Source organism: Actinoplanes sp. NPDC089786 (genome assembly GCF_040684855.1).
In the GTDB taxonomy this organism is placed as follows: Bacteria; Actinomycetota; Actinomycetes; order Mycobacteriales; family Micromonosporaceae; genus Actinoplanes.
In genome coordinates, this window is record NZ_JBFBGU010000004.1 from 89,645 (window position 1) to 110,309 (window position 20,665).

Here is a 20,665-nt window from a genome sequence, read left to right on the forward strand (position 1 = left end):
CGAAGCTGCGATCACCCTCTCGCCGCTGAAGGAGTGCGAATGAATCCCCTGGTCTCTGACGTGTTACGGGCCGCGCCGGTGATCGACGGGCACAACGATCTGCCGATGCAGCTCCGGGCCCAGCGCTCCTACTCGGTCGAGGGCCTCGACCAGCCGCTCCCCGGGGTGCAGACCGATCTGCCGCGGCTGCGGGCCGGCGGGGTCGGCGCCCAGTTCTGGTCCGTGTACGTGCCGTCCGACCTGCCCGAGCCCGAGGCCGTGGTGGCGACCATGGAGCAGGTCGACGCCGTCCACCGGATGGTCGCGGCGTACCCGGCCGCCCTGACGATCGCGTGCACCGCGGGGGATGTGCGGCGCGCCTGGGCCGACGGCCGGATCGCCTCGCTGATCGGCATCGAGGGCGGGCACAGCCTGGCCACCTCGCTGGGGGTGCTGCGCTCGTTCGCCCGGCTCGGCGTCCGCTACGTCACGCTGACCCACAACAACAACACGTCCTGGGCCGACTCGGCCGCCGAGAAGCCGGCCGTCGGCGGGCTCACCGACGCCGGGCGGGCCATCGTGCGCGAGATGCAGCGGATCGGCGTACTCGCCGACCTCTCACACGTCGCGCCGGTGACCATGCACGCCGCCCTGGACGTGGCCGTCGCCCCGGTGATCTTCAGCCACTCGTCGGCCAAGGCGGTCACCGACCACCGCCGCAACGTGCCCGACGACGTGCTGACCCGGCTCCGCGACAACGGCGGCGTGGTCCAGCTGACCTTCGTGCCGATCTTCGTGTCGGCCGAGATCGTGGCCTGGACGGCGGCGATGCGGGAGGAGTCCGAGCGGCTCGGCCTGGCCGAGGAGGAGGACTGGTGGCCGGCCGCGCCCGCGCCCGGCACGACGCCCGAGTTCGCCGGTCCGTCCCCGCGCAAGCAGCACCCCGAGCTGGCCGGCTGGCTGGCCGCCAACCCCCGCCCGGAGGCGACGATCGGGCAGGTCGCCGACCACATCGAGCACGCCCGTGACGTCGCCGGCGTCGACCACATCGGGCTGGGCGGCGACTACGACGGCACCGACTCGCTGCCGGTCGGGCTGGAGGACGTGACCGGCTACCCCCGGCTGCTGTCCGAGCTCGCCGACCGCGGCTGGAGCGGCGCCGACCTGCAGAAGCTGACCGGCCTCAACATGCTGCGGGTGCTGCAGGTCAGCGAGGACGTGGCCGAGGAGCCGCTCTGGGCTAGGACACGGTGAGCGTGTACGGCGCGTACTGCGTCACGGTCTCGGTGGGCTCGTCGTACGCCACCACCGCGACGATCTTGTCGTAGTCCCGCACCTGGGCGACCTCGGTGACCGGGACCTGGATGAACCGGGTCCCGGAGATCCCGATCAGCCTGACCTCCCAGTGGTGCACCGGGGCCGGCCGGATCTGGGTGTACGAGCGGAACAGCCTCGGCTCGGCCGCGATCTTCCGGCCGCCGACGTCGATGCCGGTGATGTACCAGCCTCCCTCGTTCACGGCGCCGTCGCTGACATAGCGGAAACCCAGCAGAACCTTCATCCCCGCGTACGCCGACAGATCGTACGAGTGGGCCACGAACTCGCCGCCGGTGTCCCCCGAGACGCCCGGGCCCAGCGGCCCGGCGATGGTGAAGTCGCCCTGGACGGCCTGATAGGTCCGGCCGCCGTCGGTGGAGACGGTCACGTACCCGAAGTCGTACTCCCGCTCGGCGCCGTACTTGGCCTTCAGCCGCAGGTGCGGATCGTCCTTGGGCACGGTCACCGCGACGACCGCGGTGGCGTCGGTATCCGTGGCGTCGCCCGAGAAGAGCGCGCCGTCCTTCACGGTCCAGGCCAGCTTCCGCGGCGGCAGGGTCTTCGCCCCCCGGAAGGTGACGGCGTTGACCGGCTTCTTCAGCTGGATGTAGTCGGCGCCGTTCGGGGCGGCGCCCGGCCGGGCGTACGCGGCCGGATTCTTGAGGTTGACCGTCGAGCGCAGGGAACGGGACGTGAACCGCGGATCCTGGACGCCGCCCTCGACCAGCTTGTCGACCAGGGTCATCGTCTGGAAGTCGTGCAGCACGTCGTGGAACGGGACCGGCAGGGCCGCGGCGACCCCGGCGATCCCCTGCTTCGTGCCGTCGCGGTGGATCGCGGAGAGCACGTCCTCGCCGAAGCGGTCGCGCAGGTAGAGCATGAACTGGAAGGCGATGCCGTAGTCGGCGAGCACCTCGGCCGGTTCGCCCTCCTTCCACAGGTTCAGCGAGTTCTGCGGGCCGCCGCACTCCCGGGGCGTGGTGTTGTAGCCGGTCCGGACGTTGCCGAAGCCCTGGAAGCAGGTGAGGTGCGAGTCGGCGCCGCGGCGGTGGATGCCCTTGGTCGTGTCGACGTAGCCGACCAGGCTCTGCGCGTAGTCGGACAGGCCCTCGTTGACCCAGAGCGCCTCGTCCGGGTCGGTGTAGCTCTGCAGCAGGTGCTGCCACTCGTGGGCGAACGTGCCCTCGTACATGTGCGGGCGGGCCGGCCGGCTCGTGCACAGGTCGTCGGTGGCGTCGTCGGGCGGGTTGGCGCCGGTGCGGTGCGCCCAGTCGTAGGCGTCGATCGTCATCACGTTGCGGTCGACCAGCCCGTTCAGCTGGATGGAGAAGAAGCCCGCGATGTACGTCGAGTTCGTCGGGAAGTCCGAGTAGTTGTCGTCCCGGATGTTGTCGACCAGCGTCACCGTCCGGCCGCCGTCGCCGGTGAAGTCCCCGTCGAGCAGCGGATGGGAGCCGTCCCGGTCCTTCGGCGTGCTGAAGGCCGCCGTCTCCCGCGGGTAGATCACCGTGTCGAACTCGTGCACCAGCCCCTTGACCTGGGCATCCGTGACGACGACGGGATCCTTGCGGCAGTCACCGGCCGGGAACGCCAGGTCGTCGGCCACCCAGACCTCGATGTGCTCGCCGACCGCGCGCAGCGTGAAGTTCTTGCGGTAGAACTTGCCCTTGACGTCGTCGAGGCCGAGCCATTCCCGGGTGTTGCCCGCCGGTTTCCGCTCCGTCGCCTTCTCCGTCGGCACCGCATAGGTCTTGCGCGACAACTCCCGCGTGTCATCGACCACCGTGACGACTTCCGGCCCGATCGGCACAGCAAGCAGTGGAACAACCAACGACAGCACAAGCCCCGCACCAACCGGCATGGCGTCACGCTACCTTCCGTATGTTATCAAAACCGTCATATCACCGCCCTTCTCACTCAACGCCGGAAGTCCTCTAACAGGCGTGGCAGGATCCGAACGTGTACCTCGCTTCCATGGCATCAGCCGTGATCGGCACGGTGCTGGCCGTCTCCGGAGCCGTCGCACCCGCCTCCGCCGCCGGCGACGGTTACCGGGCCTCGATCCGGACCATCGAGGCTGCCACCGCGAGAACCATGATCGGCGTCTCCTGGCGGCGGGGCTGCCCCGTGCCGCTCGCCGACCTGCGCCGGGTGCAGCTGACCCACTGGGGCTTCGACCGGGTCCGCCACGCGGGCGAGCTGATCGTCCACAAGGACGTGGCCGGCAAGGTGGTGGCCGCTTTCCACACCCTGTATGCGGCCCGCTTCCCGATCAGGCGGATGAACCGCGTCGACCGCTACCGGGCCGACGACAACGCGTCGATGACCGCCGACAACACCTCGGCCTTCAACTGCCGCCCGATCACGGGTTCGACCAGCGGCTTCTCGGTCCATTCCTACGGCCGGGCCATCGACCTCAACCCGCTGGAGAACCCCTACGTCAAGGGCCGAACCGTCCTTCCGCCCGCCGGCCAGGCCTTCACCGACCGATCAGCCCCGCGCCCGGGCATGATCCGCCACGGCGACCGGGCCTGGAGCGCCTTCACCACCCGCGGCTTCACCTGGGGCGGCAGCTGGCGAACCCTGAAGGACTACCAGCACTTCGAAGCCCCGGCCTAGCGTCCAACCTTCGGGGGACGCCCGTCGTTTCAGTGGTAGGTCGTGACGGCTTTCGGGGCCGTAATGCCGTGCTGGCCTACCACTGCCTGCGACGGAGACCGCGCAGTGGTGCAGTCTGCCTCGACAGGCAGACTGCACAACGTACCCGCGGGCCGGGGTCTAGGAGACCTCGCGCCGCAGCATGCGGAACGCGCCCGCGACCAGCGGGACCAGCACCCACACCGCGGCCGACACCCCGAGCCTCGACCACTCGCCGCCGGTCAGGGCGTGCTCGGTCAGCGGCCCGGTCGTCGTGTTGATGTCGAGCCACGCCGACGCCTTCTGGAGCGAGGTGATCACCGAGCCGAGGATCGTCCAGACCATCGGCAGCGCGAAGAAGCCCACGATGGCCACCGGCGTGTTCATCAGCAGGGCGCCGAACGCCGAACCCATCAGGACGTAGAGCACCTGCATGAGCACGCACTGGGCGACGACCTGCCAGCCGATGCTCCAGGAGCCGTCACCGCCCAGGCCCGAGCCGATCAGGTTGAACACCGCGGCGAAGGCGACCGTGCACGCCGCCGCCACCACGGCGATCGCGGCGGCCGCCAGCAGTTTCGCGGCCAGCACCCGGCCCCGCTGGGGAACCAGGGTGAACGTGGTGAGCGCCGTGCGCTGCGACCACTCGCTGGTCATCGACAGGATGCCCAGCACCGGCAGCAGGATCCCGGCCGGCAGTTGCGCGAAGCCGAAGTAGGCGGCGAAGGTCTGCGAGTCGTCCGGCGTGGCGAACAGCTGGATCAGTCCGGTGGCCACCGAGGCCAGCCCGATGATGATCAGCAGCCACATGCCGGCCCGGGTGTCGGCCAGCTTGCGCAGCTCGACGCCGATCAGGCGGCCGATCGGGATCGGAGCGACGCGGTGCGCGGGGGCCGTCGGCGAGATCGACTCGGTACGGGTGTCAACGGCGGTCATCGAACAGCCTCCTGGACGGAATCGCCGGCGGTCAGGGTGAGGAACATCTGCTCGAGGCCACCGCCGCCGGCGGGGCGCAGCTCCAGCAGGATCAGGCCGGCGTCGGCGGCGGCCCGGCCGATCGTCTCGGCGTCCGACTGCACGATCATCGAGCCGTCGGAGGTCGGGGTGCCGTCCAGTCCGGCCCGGCGGATCACCATGTCGAGGGCGGCGCGGTCGAGGGCACGGACCACCATGCCGGAGGCCGACAGCAGCTCGGCCTTGTCGCCCTGCGCGACGATCTTGCCGCCGCCGATCACCACGAGCTGGTCGGCCACCGCCTCGACCTCACGCAGGAGGTGCGACGAGAGCAGCACGGTGCCGCCGGCGTCGGCGAAGTCCCGCAGCAGCCCGCGCATCCAGAAGATGCCCTCGGGGTCGAGGCCGTTGGCCGGCTCGTCGAGAATCAGGACCCTGGGGTCGCCGAGCAGCGCGTACGCCAGACCGAGCCGTTGCCGCATGCCGAGCGAGTACGCCCGCACCCGCCGCTTCGCCGCGACCTTGTTCAGCCCGACCCGCTCCAGGCTGTCGTCGACCCGCTTCTTGTCGATGCCCATGGTCATCGCGGCCAGTGAGAGCACCTCGCGACCGGTGCGCCCGGCGTGCTGGGCCGAGGCGTCGAGCAGCACGCCGACCCGGGTCCCGGGGTTGCCGAGCTTGCCGAACGGCACGCCGTCGACCGTCGCGTGCCCGGCCGTGGGCGGGGTGAGCCCGGTGATCATCCGCATCGTGGTGGACTTGCCGGCGCCGTTCGGGCCGAGGAAGCCGGTGACCGTGCCGGGTGCGCAGCTGAACGACACGTCGGAGACGGCGGAATGCGTCCCGTACCGCTTGCTGAGATGTTCGACCGTAATCATGGAGATCACGGTGCCCGGGCCACCTGGCCACCCGCGACAGCCTGAGGTCGAGAGCGTCGCGACTTAAGTCGCAAGCCGCTGAGCGGCGCGGATCACACTTTCCCGGCGCTTGGCGCGCTCGGCCGGGTCGTCCGGGTCGGCGCCGGTGATCAGGTACGCCAGCTGAGGCACCGCCTGCCACCACGCGGCCAGCGCGATCATGAGGAACAGCAGGTGGCCCGGGTCGAGATGGGCGGCGAGCACGCCGTCGCGCTGGGCCGCGGCGACCGTCTCCACCTTTCGTCGGTAGTGCTCGGCCCGGGTGGCCTCGTCGGCGGGCGGTCCCCCGGCCAGCGCCTCCCACTGCAGCAGCCGGGCCAGCTCGGGATGGGCCGCGTGGTAGTCGAAGGTGGCCCCGATGAACTCGCCGACGTCGTCGAGGGTCGGCCCGGCCAGCGCCACCGAACCGGACAGCTTCTCGAGCTCGGCGGTGAGCACGGTGGTGAACAGCGCCCGCTTGTCACCGAAGTAGTTGTAGAGCCGCTCCTTGTTGACCCCGGCGCGCTCGGCGACGCGGGCCATCGTGGTGCCGTCCGGTCCGCGCTCGGCGAACTCCGCCGTCGCCGCGTCCTGAAGTTTCTTCCTGGTGCCTTCGGTGTCCCACGCCACGGGACCCAGCATATCCAACGTCGGCGTTGGAGTTGTACAGTCAGAATCCAACCGAAACGTTGGAGTTGGTTTCTGTGAACATCGACATCGCAGGCAAGCGCATCGTCGTGACGGGCGCGGCGCAGGGCATCGGGCGTACCCTCGCGCTCGGTCTGGCCGCCGAAGGCGCGCGGGTCGGGGTGCTGGCGCGCGACCGGGACCGGGCCCAGGCCGTGGTCAACGAGATCGAGAAGGACGGCGGCGCCGGGCTCGCGCTCGAGGCCGACGTGAGCGACGAGGAAGCGGTGCGGCGGGCCGCGGCCGAGGTCGACGCCGCGTGGGGCGGGCTGGACGGGCTGATCAACAACGCCGGCTGGATGCCCGGCTCGAACCCGGTGCTCGACCTCGAGCTCGACACGCTCCAGCGGGTGCTGAACTCGAACGTGGTCGGCGCGTTCCTGAGCACCAAGCACTTCGCGCCACTGATGATCAAGAGCAACGGCGGCCGGATCGTGTACGTCAGCAGCATCGCCGCCGTGCAGCACGTGGCGGGCGGCGCGGCCTACAGCGGCTCCAAGGCGGCCCTGAACGCGTTGTCCGCCTGCGTCCACCAGGAACTCGCCGGCCAGGGCATCCGCACGGTGGCGCTGGCGCCCGGCCTGACCGTCACGCCCGGGATGCGCGCGATCGTCAGCGAGGAACACGTGGCGCGGGTGGCGGCGGCCTATCCGGGCGGGCGGATCGGCCAGCCCGAGGACCTGGTCGCGCTGACCGCCTTCCTGTGCAGTGACGCCGCGTCACACCTGTCCGGCACGACGATCACGGTCCGGCCGCCGGTCGCCGGGATGAACCGCATCTGAAAGGTGCGACTTTGGTCGGTGTCCGGTGGCCCGGGCGCCCGCCTAGGCTGGGCGCATGCCGGCCGTGCGTACCGAGAACCGATGGTTGTTGCCGTCGGCGCTGGTCGCCGAGCTCGAACCGAGCCGGCCGGCCCGCCGGTCGACCCGCGACTGGATCATCGACACGCTCTGCTTCCTGATCGGGTTCGGCTTCACCGTGCTGGTCACGGCCGACCTGCTCAGCGACAACGTGTCGATCGCGCCGGAGTGGGCGAACACCCCACCGTGGCTGGCCTGGCTCGACTTCGTGGTGGCCACGATCGCCTCGATCGGGCTGTGGTGGCGGCGGCGGTGGCCGGTCCAGCTGTTCCTCGCGATGCTGGTGCTCGGCCTCTTCACCGTGGCCGGGGGCATCACCGGGGCGATCATGCTGTTCACGGTCGCGGTGCACCGCAAGTTCAGCACCACCGCCCTGCTCGCGACCGGGTTCATGCTGGTCACCCTGGTGTTCGTGAAGCTGCGTCCGGAGGCCGGCCGGCCCTACTGGGAGACCGTGGCCTGGAGCGCCGTGTTCACCCTGATCATCGTGCTGTGGGGCGCGGTGGTGCGGTCACGACGACAGCTGCTGATCTCGCTGCGTGACCGGGCCGAGCGTGCCGAGAGTGAGCAGCAGCTGCGGGTGGCGCAGGCCCGGGCCCTGGAACGCACCCGGATCGCCCGCGAGATGCACGACGTCCTCGCCCACCGGATCTCCCTGGTCAGCCTGCACGCGGGCGCCCTGGAGATCCGGGGCGACGCCTCCCCCGACGAGGTCGCGACGGCCGCCGGGGTGATCCGGGCCAGCGCCCACCAGGCGTTGCAGGACCTTCGCGAGGTGATCGGGGTGTTGCGGGCCGACGGTGACGTCTCGTCGCCGCCCGAGCCTCCGCAGCCCACCATCGCCGAGCTGACCGCCCTGGCCGACGAGTCAAGAGCAGCCGGGGCCCGGGTACGCCTGGAGCTCGACGTGGCGGCCGAGGCGGTCCCGGAGGGCGCCGGGCGGACGGCGTACCGGATCGTGCAGGAGGGTCTCACCAACGCCCGCAAGCACGCGCCCGGCGCCACGGTCACGGTGGCGATCGCGGGCGGCCCAGGCAACGGACTGACCGTGACGGTGCGTAACCCGTGGCCGGCCGGCCACTCGCCGACGGTCATCCCCGGGGCCGGCACCGGGCTGGTCGGGCTGGCCGAGCGCGCCACGCTGGCCGGCGGCCGGCTCACCCACGGCCGCGAGCCCGGCGGCGACTTCGTCCTGACCGCGTGGCTGCCCTGGCCCCGCCCCGCCACCGAGGTGGCCGCATGACCCCTGCTTTGTCGGCACCATCTATCTCGGAGGTCTGGTGAGCGACGCGGTTCGCGTGCTGATCGTGGACGACGATGCCCTGGTACGCGCCGGGCTGACGATGATCCTCAACGGCGCCGCCGGGGTCACCGTCGTCGGCGAGGCGGCCGACGGCGCCGACGTGCCCTCGGCCGTCGCCGCACACCAGCCCGACGTGGTGCTGATGGACATCCGGATGCCCCGGGTCGACGGCCTGGCCGCGACCGAGACGCTGCGCCGGCGGCCCGGCGCGCCCGAGGTGATCGTGCTGACCACCTTCGACGCCGACGAGTACGTGTTGCGCGCGCTCCGGGCCGGGGCCAGCGGCTTCCTGCTCAAGGACACCCCGCCGGCCGAGATCCACCAGGCGGTGCGGCGGGTGGCGGCGGGCGAGGCCACGCTGTCACCGGCGGTGACCCGGCGGCTGATCGCGCATGTCGCCGGCCCGGTCAACGGCGCCGGCCGCGAGGAGACCGCCCGGCGGCGCCTCGACGACCTGTCCGAACGCGAACGAGAGGTGGCCCTGGCCGTCGGCCGCGGCCAGTCCAACGCCGAGATCTCGGCCGAGCTGTTCATGAGCGTCGCCACCGTGAAGGCGCACGTGTCGCGTCTGCTCACCAAGCTCGACATGAACAACCGCGTGCAGGTCGCTCTGCTCGTACACGACGCGGGCCTGGTCTGAGGCCTGGCCGTCTCCCCCAGCACCGTCTTTCGCACGCCCTGGCCGTCTGCCGCCGGGCAGCCGCGGCCGCACGTCGGCCGGCAGCACGCGCCGGAAAGCATCACCTGGCCCTGCGCGCCACCGCCGCCCCCGAGATCGCGCCCGTGCTGGTTAGTTACCAACTAGTCGGTAGTGAACAACGCCCGCACCCGGCTTCCGACGCTGGCCCGGACCCTCGATGCCCTGTACGACGCCGTCCCGGCCGGCAGCCGCCTGCTGTTCGACTTCGACGCCATGGAGCTGGCCGCCCATCCTCAGGCCCTGGCGATGATGGGCCCGGCGTTCCACATGCGCGAGCCGGCCGGTTTCGCGCCCCTGCTCGGCCGGTGGACCCCCACCGCCGAGGGCATCGTCCCGGTCGCCCGCTGGCGTCCCGACGGCCCACCGGAGGACGTGCCGGACGCCTTCTGGGGCGGCGTGGCGGTGAAACAGCCCTGACCGAGCCTCACCGGCCCGCGGCGCCGCCGAGGAACCAGTCCTCGATCAGCTTGGCGTCGGCGGCCGGGTCGAGGTCGCCGATGGTGGCGTCGGCCGCCTCGGCGCTGATCTCCGGTCCGTACGTGGGATGGGATTTGAGGTAGGCGACCAGCTCGGCGTCGGTCTTGGTGACCAGCTCCCGGGACGGGCTGGAGGCGAGCACGTCCTCGGGCAGGCTCAGCAGCACCTCGCGCTGGATGTGGTGGGCCTGGTACTCGCTGCGCAGGGTGCCCAGGGACTGCAGGCGGCCCTGGACGTGCTGGGCCCGGTGGGACAATTCGTGGGCCAGCATGCTGGCCATGTCGTCGCCCTCGCGGAGGATGACGAAGTCGCCCTTGCCCGAGTAGAAGCCGTGGTAGCCGCGGGCCTGGAAGTCCCTCATCAGGGCGGCGGCCTCGGACTGCAGCTGGGCCTCGGCGACACCGGCTTCGCGCAGCACCCGCTTGAACTCGCCCAGCGTGCCACCGGCGTTGCCCGGCATGAAGAAGCAGATCTTCTTCTTGGCCGCCAGGTCCAGCGCGGCTTTGTCGATCGCCTCCATCAGCGTGGCCTTCCCGCTGCCCTTGCCGGCCACGGCGAGTTGTTCCAGCAACTGCTCCAAGACCTGGGAGGCGCTCTTGCCGCCGCCCATCCGCTGGATCGTCTCGGCGATCAGCCGACTGCGCGACGGCGGCGGCAGGCCGGCCCGGCCCGATTCGCCGTGCAGAGACACGAGTCCGCGTACGCCGCCCTTCTCGGCCGCGGCCATCGCGCCGCGCAACCCGCCGAACACCTTGACCGCCGCGACCATGTTCAGGCCGAGATCGAGCAGGTCGAGGGCCAGCCAGAGCAGGCCGGGCTCCTCCGAGGAGATCGCCTGGGCCTGGTCGAGGCTGGTCAGGTTCTCGGCCTTGGCCAGGCTGTACTCACGGTAGTGCTCGTACAGCGTGTTGAGGCTGTAGGCGGCGCCGACCGCGGCCGAGGCGGCGGCCAGCCCGACCAGCAGGGTGCTGCCACCACTCGGGATCGCGCCGAGCAGACCGAGGCCGATGGCGACCACCGCGGCGACCTTCGCGGCCATCGAGTCCTCGGCGCCGCGGGCCGCCTTCGCCGCCTTCTCGTCGACGACCTTCGTCTCCCAGGGCTTGAGGTCGAGCTGGGTCTTGGTCAGGCCGACGATCCGCGAGTGCTTCCACGGGTTGTAGTCACCGCCGATCGCCTCCCGGACCTCCTTGATGCTCTTGAGCCGGTCGTCGATGGTCGTGTACAGGGTCGCGGCCAGGCTCTGGGCGCTCTTGCCGACGAGCTCCTCCAGGCGGGTGGCGGCGTCGTCCTGCTTGGAGTACACCGCGAGGACCGGATGGTCGATCTGTTCCTTGGTGCAGGCGGCGTGATACTCGTCCTCGGCGGCGACCCACGTCTTGCGGGCATCCTCCTGGGCCGCGAGCAGGGGCGGCGCCGCCGGGAAGAACACGCCGAGTTTGCGGGCGTCGTCCTCGGCGGCCTGCTGCGCGGCGAAGAAGGCCTTGGACAGTTTGTTCGTCTCACGCCGGCGGGCGGCGAGCCGGCGCGCGGCGTCGCGGAGACCCTGCTGGACGGGGCCGTCGTTCATCTCGTAGCCGGTGGTGATGCCGAGGAACGTGTTCTCCTTCAGCCCGTAGTGGGCCATCTCGGCGGTGAGCTGTTTCTGGCTGCGGTCGAGCAGCTCGGTGGTGACCTTGTTGGCCGTCGTGATGAAGCGCCCGCCGGCGAACACGACGTCGCCGAGGTCGGCGCCGGCCGGGCCGGTGAGGTCGTCGGCGATGGCCTGGCGCTGCTTGATCTCGGTACGCAGGCGCTGGCGGCACCGGCCGACCAGGTCGAGGTCGCCGCCGTACTTGAGGTCGCCGAGCGGGTCGGCGTTGATGAAGCGGTACGCCCAGGCGCTGGTCGCCTCCCAGCCCTGCTCGGGGATCAGCCGGTCGAGCAGCTGGTTGGTCTGGTCGAGCTCCGGGGTCAGCTGCTGATGTTCGTGCACGATGGCGGTGCCCGCGACCGGCTGCCGCTGGAGGTACGCGACGGTCGCCCGGTTGCCCGCCGTGCGCTGGATGTCGAGCAGGTGGTGCCCGGCGGCGTTGTCGAACCGGGGCCGCTGGTCCACCTCGGGTGCCGATCGCTCCGCCGGCTCGTTCTGCTGATGTCTCATCCCCCACCGCCCGGCATCCAGTGTTCCCGAGCGCGTCGGCCCCGGCCCACGGCCGTTGCGGCAGTCCTCTGTGACCGGACGCCCCATCACCGAAGGATGATGACGAATCTTGACAGTGTTATTTGACAGTGTCATTGTGGTGGGCATGTGGACGCTGGATGAGCTGGTGGATCGGGTGGGCCGGGCGTTGGCCGCCGAATATGCCGGCGCGCCCAACGGGCGGGTCCGGGATGTGCCGGACCGGCGGGCCATCCGGTGGTACCAGACGATCGGCTTGATCGATCGGCCGCTGGGGATGAGCGGGCGGACCGCGCTCTACGGGCCTCGTCATCTGCTTCAGCTCGTGGCGGTCAAACGGCGGCAGGCCGCGGGGCGGTCGATCGCGCAGATCCAGGCCGAGCTGACCGGGGCCGGCGACGAGGTGCTGGCCGACGTGGCCCGGGTGCCCGACGACCTGCTGGTCCCGGACGGGCCGGCGCCCGACGCGGCGGCCGCGGAACGGCCGCGCTTCTGGGGCGCCCGAGCAGCTGCGGCGCCGGCCGGCTTGATCGTCCCGGCGGAAGCAGAACCGGCGGAACAAGAACACCGTGACAGTGTTATCGGCGGAGTCCGGCTCGGGGGCGGGGCGATTCTCGTGCTCCCCGGCGTACCCACCGCAGCGGATCGGGACGCGATCAGCGTCGCCGCCGCACCTTTGCTCGCGTTGCTGGCCGATCGCGGCCTGCTGGATTCAGCCGACGATGGGAGAGTGCCATGACCCTTTCCGTTACCCCCATGGAACCCGGCGAGGTGGGCCGCATCCGGATCCTGCCCGAGGCCGGGTTCGGGGCCCTGGAGACCGAGCGCGGCAATCTGCCGCTCGACCGGCTCGCGGTGCGGACCAGCGTCTCGGGACTCAGCGCGCGCACCGTGGTGGCCGCCGAGTTCGTGAACGTGCATGACGTCCCGCTGGAGGCGACGTACATCTTCCCGCTGCCCGACCGGGCCGCGGTCACCGGCATGACGATGACGGCCGACGGGCACACCGTCCAGGCCGAGCTGCAGGAGCGCGGGGCGGCCCGGGAGACCTACGACCGGGCCATCGCCGAGGGCAAGCGCGCCTCGATCGCCGAGGAGGAGCGGCCCGACGTCTTCACCATGCGGGTCGGCAACCTGGTGCCGGGCGAGCGGGTCACGGTCGAGCTGCGCCTGGTCGGGCCGCTGCCGTACGAGGACGGCGCCGCGACGTTCCGGTTCCCGCTGGTGGTGGCGCCGCGCTACATGCCGGGGACGGCGCTGCCGGGACGGCAGGTGGGCGCCGGGCACGAGCCGGACACCGACGCGGTGCCGGACGCGTCGCGGATCTCCCCGCCCGTCCTGCTGCCCGGTTTCCCGAATCCGCTGCGGCTGAGCATCGAGGTCGACGTCGACCCGGCCGGGCTCGAGCTGGGCGCGGTCACGTCGAGCCTGCACGCGGTCGTGGAGGACGAGCGGCGGATCAGCATCCGGCCGGGCGAGCGGGCCGACCGCGACTTCATCCTGAGGCTGGCCTACGCGCCGGGCGGGCAGACCGCGATCGCGGTGCCCGACCAGGACGCCGACGCCGAGGACGCGGAGCAGGGGACGTACGCGGTGACGGTGGTCCCGCCGGCCCTGGAGGCGACCGCGCGGCCCAAGGACGTGGTGCTGCTGCTGGACCGGTCGGGCAGCATGGGCGGCTGGAAGATGGTGGCCGCCCGCCGCGCCGCCGCCCGGGTGGTCGACACGCTGACCTCCGGCGACCGGTTCGCGGTGCTGACCTTCGACCACGCCGTGGAGGGCGCGGGCGACGGCCTGGCCGAGGCGACCGACCGGAATCGTTTCCGCGCGGTCGAACACCTGGCCCGCGCGAACGCCCGAGGGGGCACGGAACTGCTGGCCCCCCTCAAGCAAGGGCTCGAACTGCTGGCCGGCGACAAGGCGGAGAGCGCCGGCGACCGCGTCCTGGTGCTGGTCACCGACGGGCAGGTCGGCAACGAGGACCAGATCCTCGAGGAGATCATGCCGCTGATCGGGGACATCCGGGTGCACACGATCGGCATCGACCGGGCGGTGAACGCCGGCTTCCTGGGCCGGCTGGCGTCGCTGGGCGGTGGGCGTACCGAGCTGGTCGAGAGCGAGGACCGGCTGGACGAGGCGATGGAGCACATCCACCGCCGGATCGGCGCGCCGCTGGTCACCGACCTGGCGCTGCGTGCCGAGGGGCTGACGCTGGTGGCGGCCACGCAGAGCCCGCAGCGGCTGCCCGCGCTCTACCCGGGCGTGCCGCTGGTGATCTCGGGCCGGTACGCCGGCTCGCCGAGCGGCACCATCACGGTGACCGGCCGGCGGCGGGACGGCGGCGACTTCGAGACCACCGTCCCGGTCACCGCCAAGGAGGAGCCGGTGGTGGCGGCGCAGTGGGCCCGGGCCCGGCTGCGCGACCTGGAGGACCGGTACGCGGCCGGCGACCACTCGCTGGAGCCGGCGATCACCGCCACGTCGCTGCGGTTCGGGGTGCTGTGCCGGTTCACCGCGTTCGTGGCCGTGGACAGCCGGGTGGTGAACGAGAACGGCGAGAACCGCCGCGTGGTGCAGCCGGTCGAGACGCCGTCGGGCTGGGAGACGCCGGCCGGGGCGCTGGGTGACGTCGCGACGCCGTTCATCGCGATGGCCTCCGCGTCGATGCCGCTGGCCTCTCCCCTGCCGCCCGCGCCGGGCGGCCGGCCGCGGTTCGCGCCACGGTTGATGGCGACCGGGGCCGGCGCGCCGCCGCCGCGCCCGATGGCCTCGTTCGCGAGGGCCCGCAAGCCGGGCGCCGGGTCCACGGTCGACCTGGCGGCGATCCTGAAGACCGAGCTGGCCCGGTTGCGCGAGGCGGAGGGCCGGCCCGACCACGAGCGGGCCGAGTTCCTCGACGATCTGGCCAGCCGGCTGGAGGTCCTGGCGCCGTCGCTCAAGGACTTCGTCGCCTTCCTCCGAGGTGACCGGAGCCTCGCGGAGAAGTGGGCCGAAGCGATCCGGGTCCTCGGGGGAACCACCCCCGAGGACCGGAAAGCCTTCTGGAAGCGGTGATCAGCGGCCGACCTTGGCCACCGGGGGCAGCTGCTTGGAGCCCTGGGCCGACAGGGTGCCGACCGGCTGGGTGAAGGGCTGCGGCGCCTTGCAGACCGTGCCCTTGGCCGGGAGCCGCCTGGTCAGCAGGTAGCCGTCGATCGCGCCGGTCGCGCAGGCCGACGTCCCGTACGCGGTGTGTCCCCAGTTGGTGCTGGACAGCAGCCGGCTGTTCGGCAGCTTCCGGGACACCTGCACGGCGTCCTGGTAGTTGGTGGCCGGGTCCCAGAAGCTGCCCACCACCAGCACCGGGTTCTGGGTGCGCCGGTTGAACGGCCCGGTGTAGGCGTCCTCGTCGCGCACGGTCCAGGTCTTCCGCGCGCACGGCACGCTGGCCCAGACCCAGGCCCGGCCGAAGTACGGCGCCCGGCGGTCGGCGGCGGCCGCGGCGGCCGGCCACGACGACGCCTTGGCCGGGTGCCGGCCGTCGGTGCACATGATCGAGGCGTACGCGTCGATGCTGTTGTCGTACGGGAACGCTCGTCGCAGCCGCTGCTTGACCCGGTTGGCGTACCGCGTCCCGGCCGCCGTGACCGTCGCCCGGCCGAGACCCTCGGACTGCATGAGCTGCACGTCGGCGGCGAACGCGGCGACGTCCTCCCCGGCCGTCGGCGAGTAGAGCGAGCTGAGCACGTCGCCGACGAAGTCCGCGTAGGTGAGCTTCAGGGTGATGCCGAGCAGCGGGATCGGCACCACGATCGGCTTGCGCTTGAGGTGCTCGGCGATGTTGTGGAACCGCACCAGGGTGTTGCCGCCGGCGAACTCGCACTTCGCCGGGCCGGCCTTGGCGCAGCGGTTCATCAGCTCGGCGAACGCCCGGTAGGCACCGCCGGCGGAGTCGAGCCGCACGTCCTGCACGGTGTTCTGGGTCTCCTTGGTGCCGGCCCAGGCCCGCGGGTTGATCACGCCGTCGATGGCGATCGCGCGGAACCGGTCCGGGAACATGTTGGCGTAGTAGTTGCCCAGCGCCGACCCGTAGCTGAAGCCGAGGTAGGTCAGCTTCTTGTCGCCGACCGCCCGCCGCATGACGTCCATGTCCCGCGCGACCTCCGCCGTGGACATCGAGCCGGTCAGCGGCCGCCCGGTCGTCGAGCACGCCCGGCCCAGCTTCTCGGCCGAGGCGATGAAGGCCTTCTCTTCCTTCTTCCCGTACGGAAAGACCGGCGTCATGCCCTTCAGCGCGACGGTCTGCGCCCGGGTCGAGGTGAAGCACTCGGCGTGGTCGCTGAAGCCGACCCCACGCGGGTCCATCCCGACGATGTCGAACCGGCTGAGCACCGCCTCGCTGAGGAACAACGGTGACAGCATGGCCATCTCGGTGGCCGATCCGCCGGGGCCGCCGGGGTTGACGAAGAGGCTGCCGATGCGGTGCTTGCGGTCGGTCGCGCGTACCCGGACCAGGGCGATCTCGGTCTTCTGCCCCCTCGGCCGGTCGTAGTCGAGTGGCACCTGGGCGGTGGCGCACTCGGCGTAGGAGTAGCACTTGTACCACTTGAGCTTCGGCGTCTTGACCGCGTCGACCCGGCGCTTCTCCTGGGCGCTGGTGTGCGCGGTGGCGGCGTCCGCGGGGGCGGCGAACGGGCCGGCCATGAGGGTGGCGGCAAGCCCGGCGATGGCCAGGCGGCGGAGGAGGGACATGTCGGGGGGTGACCTCTCGCGATCCGGCGCACGGTAAGCCCGGGATGCAAGGAAGATACGTATTCGCGTATAGCGCCGGTATTGTCCCTGGAGCCGGTATGACCTGGCCGAACAGGTGATGGCATCATGCCCGGCTTGCGATGACGCCATAGTGGTGCCATAGTGGTGCCATGGACATCACGCCCTACGTCGAGCAGCTCCGCGACGAGCTGGCCAACGCCGCCGAGCTGGGCGGCGCCGACGCCCGCGCCCTCGCCGAACGGCTCACCGCGCCGATGGAGTCGGCGTTCCGGCTGGCCCTGCTGGACGCGCTCAGCCGCGCCGCCGACGAGATCACCACCGAGATGGCGCCGGGCTCCGTCCAGGTCCGCCTGCGCGACCGCTCGCCGGCCTTCGTCGTCACCCTGCCCCCGGCCGAGGAGCCGGTGGCCGAGGCGCCGGCCGCTCCCCCACCGCCGGTCGCCGAGAGCGACGACGCGGTCTCCCGCATCAACCTCCGCCTGCCCGACCAGCTCAAGGCCCGCATCGAGGAGGCGGCGAGCAACGAGGGCCTCTCGGTCAACGCCTGGCTGGTCCGCGCCGCCTCGGCCGCCGTCCAGCGCCCGGGCGGCGCCACCCCTCCGCCGGTCCGCCGCACGATGACCGGCTCCGACCGGTTCACCGGCTGGGCGCGCTGAGGCCTTCCCGACCTTCCGACCACCACCCATCCCTCCTGAAGGGGGCTCGCGCAGCCATGCCCGATTTCGACACCACCGGTCCCATCGAGGCCACCATCAACGTGGTCGCCGGCAACGTCCGCGTCACCGCCGGCGACACCCCGGGCACCACCGTCGAGGTCCGTCCGGCCAACCCCGGCAGCGACCGCGACCAGACCTTCGCCGAGCAGACCGTCGTCGAGTACGCCAACGGCCGCCTGCTGGTGAAGGGACCCAAGCAGAAGAACTTCGGCATCTTCGGCGGCAAGGCCGGCGTCGTCGACGTGGAGATCACCCTGGCCACCGGGTCCGGCATCGACGCCGACGGCGGGATCCTCAACCTGACCGGCCGCGGCGCCCTCGGTGACTGCCGGGTCAAGGCCGGCGTCGGCGACGTCCGGCTGGAGCGGGTCGCCTCGGTCGACGCCCGGACCGGGGCCGGCGCGCTGACCGTGCTGACCGTGGACGGCGACGCCACCGCGGTCAGCGGCTCCGGCGAGGTGCGTGTCGGCGAGGTCGGCAAGAACGCTCAGCTCAAGACCGGCAACGGCGAGACCCGGCTGGAGAGTGTCGGCGGCGACCTGCGGGCCCGGTCGTCGAACGGCAGCGTCATGGTCGGCCGGGCCGGCGGCAACGTCGACGCGGCCACCGCCAACGGCAGCATCCGGATCGACGAGATCGCCGGTGGGACGGTGTCGCTGAAGACCGCGCTGGGCGAGCTCGAGGTCGGCGTGCCGGAGGGTCTGCCGGCCTACCTCGACCTGCACACCTCCTTCGGGACCGTGCACAACCGGCTGACCGCGTCCGACGCGCCGGGCGGCGGCCAGCGGCACGCCGAGGTGCGCGCACACACCTCGTACGGCGACGTCATCGTCCGTCGTAAACGTTGAGATCCTGCACGGCGCCCTGAATACCGATCGTCACAGTGCATCGGGACGCGGCACCTGTGGGTCGGAATCCGCGACGCGGTCCAACCAGTCGCCGAACAGTGCAGCCTCGTGGGCCGTGAGCGCGGTGAGGCCGGGCAGGGCCGCACGGAGGGTGACGGCCGCAACGGCCGGGGCGAAAGGCTCGGCCTCGGGCGGGTCGATCAGGATGGTGGTGCGCACGGCTTCCCACGCCAGATCGGCGAGGGTTTCGTCCCGTTCGTCGTCGGGTTGGTCGATGAGGGTGAACACGACGCCCGTGCCCGCCGCGTGGATGAGCGCCACGGCGCGATCTTCGGGCAGGCGCAGGCGTCCCGCCCGGGCGACCCGCCGCACTCGCTGTCGCAGTATCTCCGTGCCGGACTCGACGATGGCCTGCCCGTCAGGGGTTCGCTTCGCCGCGTGCATGAGCCGGAACAGGGCGGCGTTCGCGAGGCCGAAGCCGACGTGCAGGTTCCATCCGGCGCGCAGACCTTCGACCGGATCGTCGTCGGTGTCGACGGGGGGCTTCTGCGCCACGTAGCTCGCGAAGCCGTGTTCCGCCACGGCATCGAGCAACCCGTCCTTGTCCCCGAACAGGCGGTAGATCGAAGGCGCCTGAACACCGGCGGCGAGCGCGACCGAGCGCGTGGTCACCGCGTCAGGCCCCTCAGCGGCGAGCAGGCGTGCGGCGACTTCGATCAGCCGGGCGCGTACAACGTCGCGGGTCGGCTGCGGGGTGACTGCCTTCACGTTCCAACGATATCCCTTAGTTGCTATCGTTGCAATCACAGCGTAGGCGACCTGCTCACCATGTCCGGCCCAAGTGCCTTTTCCCGTGGGAGACCTGGTCCCGCACGGTAACCGCAGAGCCCCTCGAGAGAAAGGCACCCCATGTCCCGCATCGTTGTGATCGGCGGCACCGGCTACGCCGGATCGGCCGTCGTCGCGGAGGCGGCCGCGCGCGGTCACGAGGTCACCGCGTTCAGCCGCTCGGCTCCGGCCGCGCCGGTCCCGGGCGTGCACTACGTGCGGGGCGACGCCACGGACGAGGCGGCGCTGTCATCGGTGGTCACCGGTACTGACGTCGTGGTGGCCGCGCTCTCCCCGCCCGGTTCGTTCCGCGACGTCTACCGTACGGTCGCCCGGCTCGCCGACGCCGGGGGCGCGCGGCTGTACGTCGTCGGCGGGTTCTCGTCGCTTCGCCCGGCGGCCGGGGCACCGCGCTTCGTGGAGGGCCTCAGCCACGCACCCGCCGAGCGTGCCGCGCGAAGCGCCGAGTTCCACGAGGACATCCGCGCAGGAGCGGCGGTCGTCATCGAGGACCTGCCCGCCACCCCGGAGACGCTCGACTGGGTGTACGTGAGCCCGGCCGGCACGTTCGGCTCGTTCGCGCCGGGCGAGCGGCTGGGCCGATACCGGGCCGGCGGCGAGGTCGCCGTCGCGCCGGAGGACGGCGGAACGATCTCCGGCGCGGACTACGCGCTCGGGCTCGTGGACCTGATCGAGAAGGGGGACCAGCACCGGGCTCACGTCAACCTGGCGTACTGACGGGTGGCGGCGCCGCCGGAAGAGGTCCAGCCGCCGGGAGCGGGATCGGCCGTCATCGGCACTGCCCCGGCACCCTGAGGACCGGTGATTTCACCGATGTCCCGACACCGGCACCCGGCCAAGACTGACAGCCGTCGATCCGTTCACCCAGAAGGAGAAGACGGCGTGCAGTCCTCCACGAATCTCCGCCGCTGGCTGGCGACCGCGGCGACCACCCTGGCCCTGATGGCCGGCTCGGCGGTCGCCGCGTCCCCCGCCCAGGCCGACAGCCCGTACGAACGCGGGCCCGACCCGACCAACTCGATCCTGGAAGCGTCCCGCGGGCGGCAGCTGCTCGCCGCGCTGGACTACCTGACCACGCGTAGCTCCGTGCGTGCCCGCATCGACACGTCGCGGCTGGCCGTCGCCGGGCACTCGATGGGTGGCGGCGGAAGCCTCGAGGCGGCCCGAAGCCGGCCGTCGCTGCAGGCCGCGGTGCCGCTCGCGCCGTGGAACGGCACCAAGTCGTGGAGCACGCTGCGGGTGCCGACGGCGATCATCGGCGGCGAGTCGGACACGGTGGCCCCGGTGGCCAGCCACGCGATCCCGTTCTACAACTCCATCCCGGCGTCGGCCGAGAAGTCGTACGTGGAGCTGAACAACGCCAGCCACTTCTTCCCGCAGTCGGTGAACACGCCGACGGCCAAGCACGCGGTGGCCTGGCTCAAGCGGTTCGTCGACGACGACACCCGGTACGACCAGTTCATCTGCCCGGGCCCGAGCGGGACGGCGATCTCCGACTACCGGAGCACCTGCCCGCTCTCGTAACCAGG

Annotated in this window: 19 protein-coding genes; 12 read left to right on the forward strand and 7 right to left on the reverse strand. The window is 71.7% G+C overall.

All coding sequences use genetic code 11. The features are described from left to right. Positions 1-39 precede the first annotated feature (39 nt). Positions 40-1,233, forward strand: a complete 1,194-nt coding sequence (locus AB0O15_RS16835) for a dipeptidase (protein ID WP_364319199.1) — start codon at positions 40-42, stop codon at positions 1,231-1,233. Here the strand turns inward: AB0O15_RS16835 and AB0O15_RS16840 are convergent. Further along, positions 1,220-3,157 carry a peptidase M6 immune inhibitor A gene (locus tag AB0O15_RS16840; RefSeq protein ID WP_364319201.1) on the reverse strand — a complete coding sequence of 646 codons (1,938 nt, stop codon included), beginning with the start codon at positions 3,155-3,157 and terminating at the stop codon, positions 1,220-1,222. The two genes, AB0O15_RS16835 and AB0O15_RS16840, sit on opposite strands and share 14 nt — an antisense overlap. A 113-nt stretch (positions 3,158-3,270) precedes the next feature. Between AB0O15_RS16840 and AB0O15_RS16845 the strand changes: the two genes are divergently transcribed. Then, on the forward strand, positions 3,271-3,915 hold the full coding sequence (locus AB0O15_RS16845) for a M15 family metallopeptidase (protein ID WP_364319203.1): 645 nt from the start codon (positions 3,271-3,273) through the stop codon (positions 3,913-3,915). Positions 3,916-4,074: 159 nt separating this feature from the next. On the opposite strand, the gene AB0O15_RS16850 is transcribed toward AB0O15_RS16845, so the two are convergent. From AB0O15_RS16850 to AB0O15_RS16860, 3 genes are all read right to left on the reverse strand, one after another. Further along, on the reverse strand, positions 4,075-4,869 hold the full coding sequence (locus tag AB0O15_RS16850) for an ABC transporter permease (protein WP_364319205.1): 795 nt from the start codon (positions 4,867-4,869) through the stop codon (positions 4,075-4,077). Further along, positions 4,866-5,765: an ATP-binding cassette domain-containing protein gene (locus AB0O15_RS16855; protein ID WP_364319206.1), complete on the reverse strand. Its 900-nt coding sequence runs from the start codon at positions 5,763-5,765 to the stop codon at positions 4,866-4,868. Before AB0O15_RS16855 ends, AB0O15_RS16850 begins: the two co-directional genes overlap by 4 nt. A gap of 63 nt (positions 5,766-5,828) precedes the next feature. Further along, complete coding sequence (locus AB0O15_RS16860; protein WP_364319208.1) at positions 5,829-6,413, reverse strand: TetR family transcriptional regulator; 585 nt, start codon at positions 6,411-6,413, stop codon at positions 5,829-5,831. Positions 6,414-6,487: 74 nt separating this feature from the next. Between AB0O15_RS16860 and AB0O15_RS16865 the strand changes: the two genes are divergently transcribed. The 4 genes from AB0O15_RS16865 (at position 6,488) to AB0O15_RS16880 (ending at position 9,750) form a co-directional block, all read left to right on the forward strand. Further along, positions 6,488-7,252: an SDR family oxidoreductase gene (locus AB0O15_RS16865; RefSeq protein WP_364319209.1), complete on the forward strand. Its 765-nt coding sequence runs from the start codon at positions 6,488-6,490 to the stop codon at positions 7,250-7,252. A gap of 55 nt (positions 7,253-7,307) precedes the next feature. Then, positions 7,308-8,573: a histidine kinase gene (locus AB0O15_RS16870; RefSeq protein ID WP_364319211.1), complete on the forward strand. Its 1,266-nt coding sequence runs from the start codon at positions 7,308-7,310 to the stop codon at positions 8,571-8,573. 37 nt (positions 8,574-8,610) lie between these two features. After that, entirely contained in the window at positions 8,611-9,273 is a 663-nt protein-coding gene (locus AB0O15_RS16875) for a response regulator transcription factor (RefSeq protein WP_364319212.1), read from the forward strand. 171 nt (positions 9,274-9,444) lie between these two features. Further along, the gene (locus AB0O15_RS16880) at positions 9,445-9,750 is read left to right on the forward strand and encodes a hypothetical protein (protein ID WP_364319213.1); all 306 of its coding nucleotides are present in this window, start codon (positions 9,445-9,447) and stop codon (positions 9,748-9,750) included. A gap of 7 nt (positions 9,751-9,757) precedes the next feature. On the opposite strand, the gene AB0O15_RS16885 is transcribed toward AB0O15_RS16880, so the two are convergent. After that, a complete protein-coding gene (locus AB0O15_RS16885) occupies positions 9,758-11,953 on the reverse strand; it encodes a hypothetical protein (RefSeq protein WP_364319215.1) in 2,196 nt (731 codons plus the stop codon). Positions 11,954-12,098: 145 nt separating this feature from the next. On the opposite strand from AB0O15_RS16885, the gene AB0O15_RS16890 reads away from it, so the two are divergent. Both AB0O15_RS16890 and AB0O15_RS16895 read left to right on the forward strand, forming a co-directional pair. Next, on the forward strand, positions 12,099-12,710 hold the full coding sequence (locus tag AB0O15_RS16890) for a MerR family transcriptional regulator (RefSeq protein ID WP_364319217.1): 612 nt from the start codon (positions 12,099-12,101) through the stop codon (positions 12,708-12,710). Beyond that, positions 12,707-15,025: a VIT domain-containing protein gene (locus AB0O15_RS16895; RefSeq protein ID WP_364319218.1), complete on the forward strand. Its 2,319-nt coding sequence runs from the start codon at positions 12,707-12,709 to the stop codon at positions 15,023-15,025. The genes AB0O15_RS16890 and AB0O15_RS16895 overlap by 4 nt, the downstream gene beginning before the upstream one ends. Here AB0O15_RS16895 and AB0O15_RS16900 read toward each other — a convergent pair whose 3' ends face one another. After that, the gene (locus tag AB0O15_RS16900; protein ID WP_364319220.1) at positions 15,026-16,702 is read right to left on the reverse strand and encodes an alpha/beta hydrolase; all 1,677 of its coding nucleotides are present in this window, start codon (positions 16,700-16,702) and stop codon (positions 15,026-15,028) included. A gap of 170 nt (positions 16,703-16,872) precedes the next feature. Here AB0O15_RS16900 and AB0O15_RS16905 point away from each other — a divergent pair, with 170 nt between their 5' ends. Both AB0O15_RS16905 and AB0O15_RS16910 read left to right on the forward strand, forming a co-directional pair. Continuing rightward, positions 16,873-17,379, forward strand: a complete 507-nt coding sequence (locus AB0O15_RS16905) for a toxin-antitoxin system HicB family antitoxin (protein ID WP_364319222.1) — start codon at positions 16,873-16,875, stop codon at positions 17,377-17,379. Positions 17,380-17,435: 56 nt separating this feature from the next. After that, entirely contained in the window at positions 17,436-18,287 is an 852-nt protein-coding gene (locus AB0O15_RS16910) for a DUF4097 family beta strand repeat-containing protein (RefSeq protein WP_364319224.1), read from the forward strand. Between the two features lie 30 nt (positions 18,288-18,317). Here AB0O15_RS16910 and AB0O15_RS16915 read toward each other — a convergent pair whose 3' ends face one another. Continuing rightward, on the reverse strand, positions 18,318-19,055 hold the full coding sequence (locus AB0O15_RS16915) for a TetR/AcrR family transcriptional regulator (RefSeq protein WP_364319226.1): 738 nt from the start codon (positions 19,053-19,055) through the stop codon (positions 18,318-18,320). A 141-nt stretch (positions 19,056-19,196) separates the two neighbouring features. Between AB0O15_RS16915 and AB0O15_RS16920 the strand changes: the two genes are divergently transcribed. Next, on the forward strand, positions 19,197-19,853 hold the full coding sequence (locus tag AB0O15_RS16920) for an NAD(P)H-binding protein (protein WP_364319228.1): 657 nt from the start codon (positions 19,197-19,199) through the stop codon (positions 19,851-19,853). 225 nt (positions 19,854-20,078) lie between these two features. Continuing rightward, on the forward strand, positions 20,079-20,660 hold the full coding sequence (locus AB0O15_RS16925; RefSeq protein ID WP_364319739.1) for a hypothetical protein: 582 nt from the start codon (positions 20,079-20,081) through the stop codon (positions 20,658-20,660). Positions 20,661-20,665: the final 5 nt, after the last annotated feature.

Coding starts and splice junctions, on each gene's coding strand:
- AB0O15_RS16835 (WP_364319199.1), top strand. CDS start 40: ATGAATCCCCTGGTCTCTGACGTGTTACGGGCCGCGCCGGTGATCGAC.
- AB0O15_RS16840 (WP_364319201.1), bottom strand. CDS start 3,157: ATGCCGGTTGGTGCGGGGCTTGTGCTGTCGTTGGTTGTTCCACTGCTT.
- AB0O15_RS16845 (WP_364319203.1), top strand. CDS start 3,271: ATGGCATCAGCCGTGATCGGCACGGTGCTGGCCGTCTCCGGAGCCGTC.
- AB0O15_RS16850 (WP_364319205.1), bottom strand. CDS start 4,869: ATGACCGCCGTTGACACCCGTACCGAGTCGATCTCGCCGACGGCCCCC.
- AB0O15_RS16855 (WP_364319206.1), bottom strand. CDS start 5,765: ATGATTACGGTCGAACATCTCAGCAAGCGGTACGGGACGCATTCCGCC.
- AB0O15_RS16870 (WP_364319211.1), top strand. CDS start 7,308: ATGCCGGCCGTGCGTACCGAGAACCGATGGTTGTTGCCGTCGGCGCTG.
- AB0O15_RS16885 (WP_364319215.1), bottom strand. CDS start 11,953: ATGAGACATCAGCAGAACGAGCCGGCGGAGCGATCGGCACCCGAGGTG.
- AB0O15_RS16890 (WP_364319217.1), top strand. CDS start 12,099: ATGTGGACGCTGGATGAGCTGGTGGATCGGGTGGGCCGGGCGTTGGCC.
- AB0O15_RS16895 (WP_364319218.1), top strand. CDS start 12,707: ATGACCCTTTCCGTTACCCCCATGGAACCCGGCGAGGTGGGCCGCATC.
- AB0O15_RS16900 (WP_364319220.1), bottom strand. CDS start 16,702: ATGTCCCTCCTCCGCCGCCTGGCCATCGCCGGGCTTGCCGCCACCCTC.
- AB0O15_RS16905 (WP_364319222.1), top strand. CDS start 16,873: ATGGACATCACGCCCTACGTCGAGCAGCTCCGCGACGAGCTGGCCAAC.
- AB0O15_RS16910 (WP_364319224.1), top strand. CDS start 17,436: ATGCCCGATTTCGACACCACCGGTCCCATCGAGGCCACCATCAACGTG.
- AB0O15_RS16920 (WP_364319228.1), top strand. CDS start 19,197: ATGTCCCGCATCGTTGTGATCGGCGGCACCGGCTACGCCGGATCGGCC.
- AB0O15_RS16925 (WP_364319739.1), top strand. CDS start 20,079: ATGGCCGGCTCGGCGGTCGCCGCGTCCCCCGCCCAGGCCGACAGCCCG.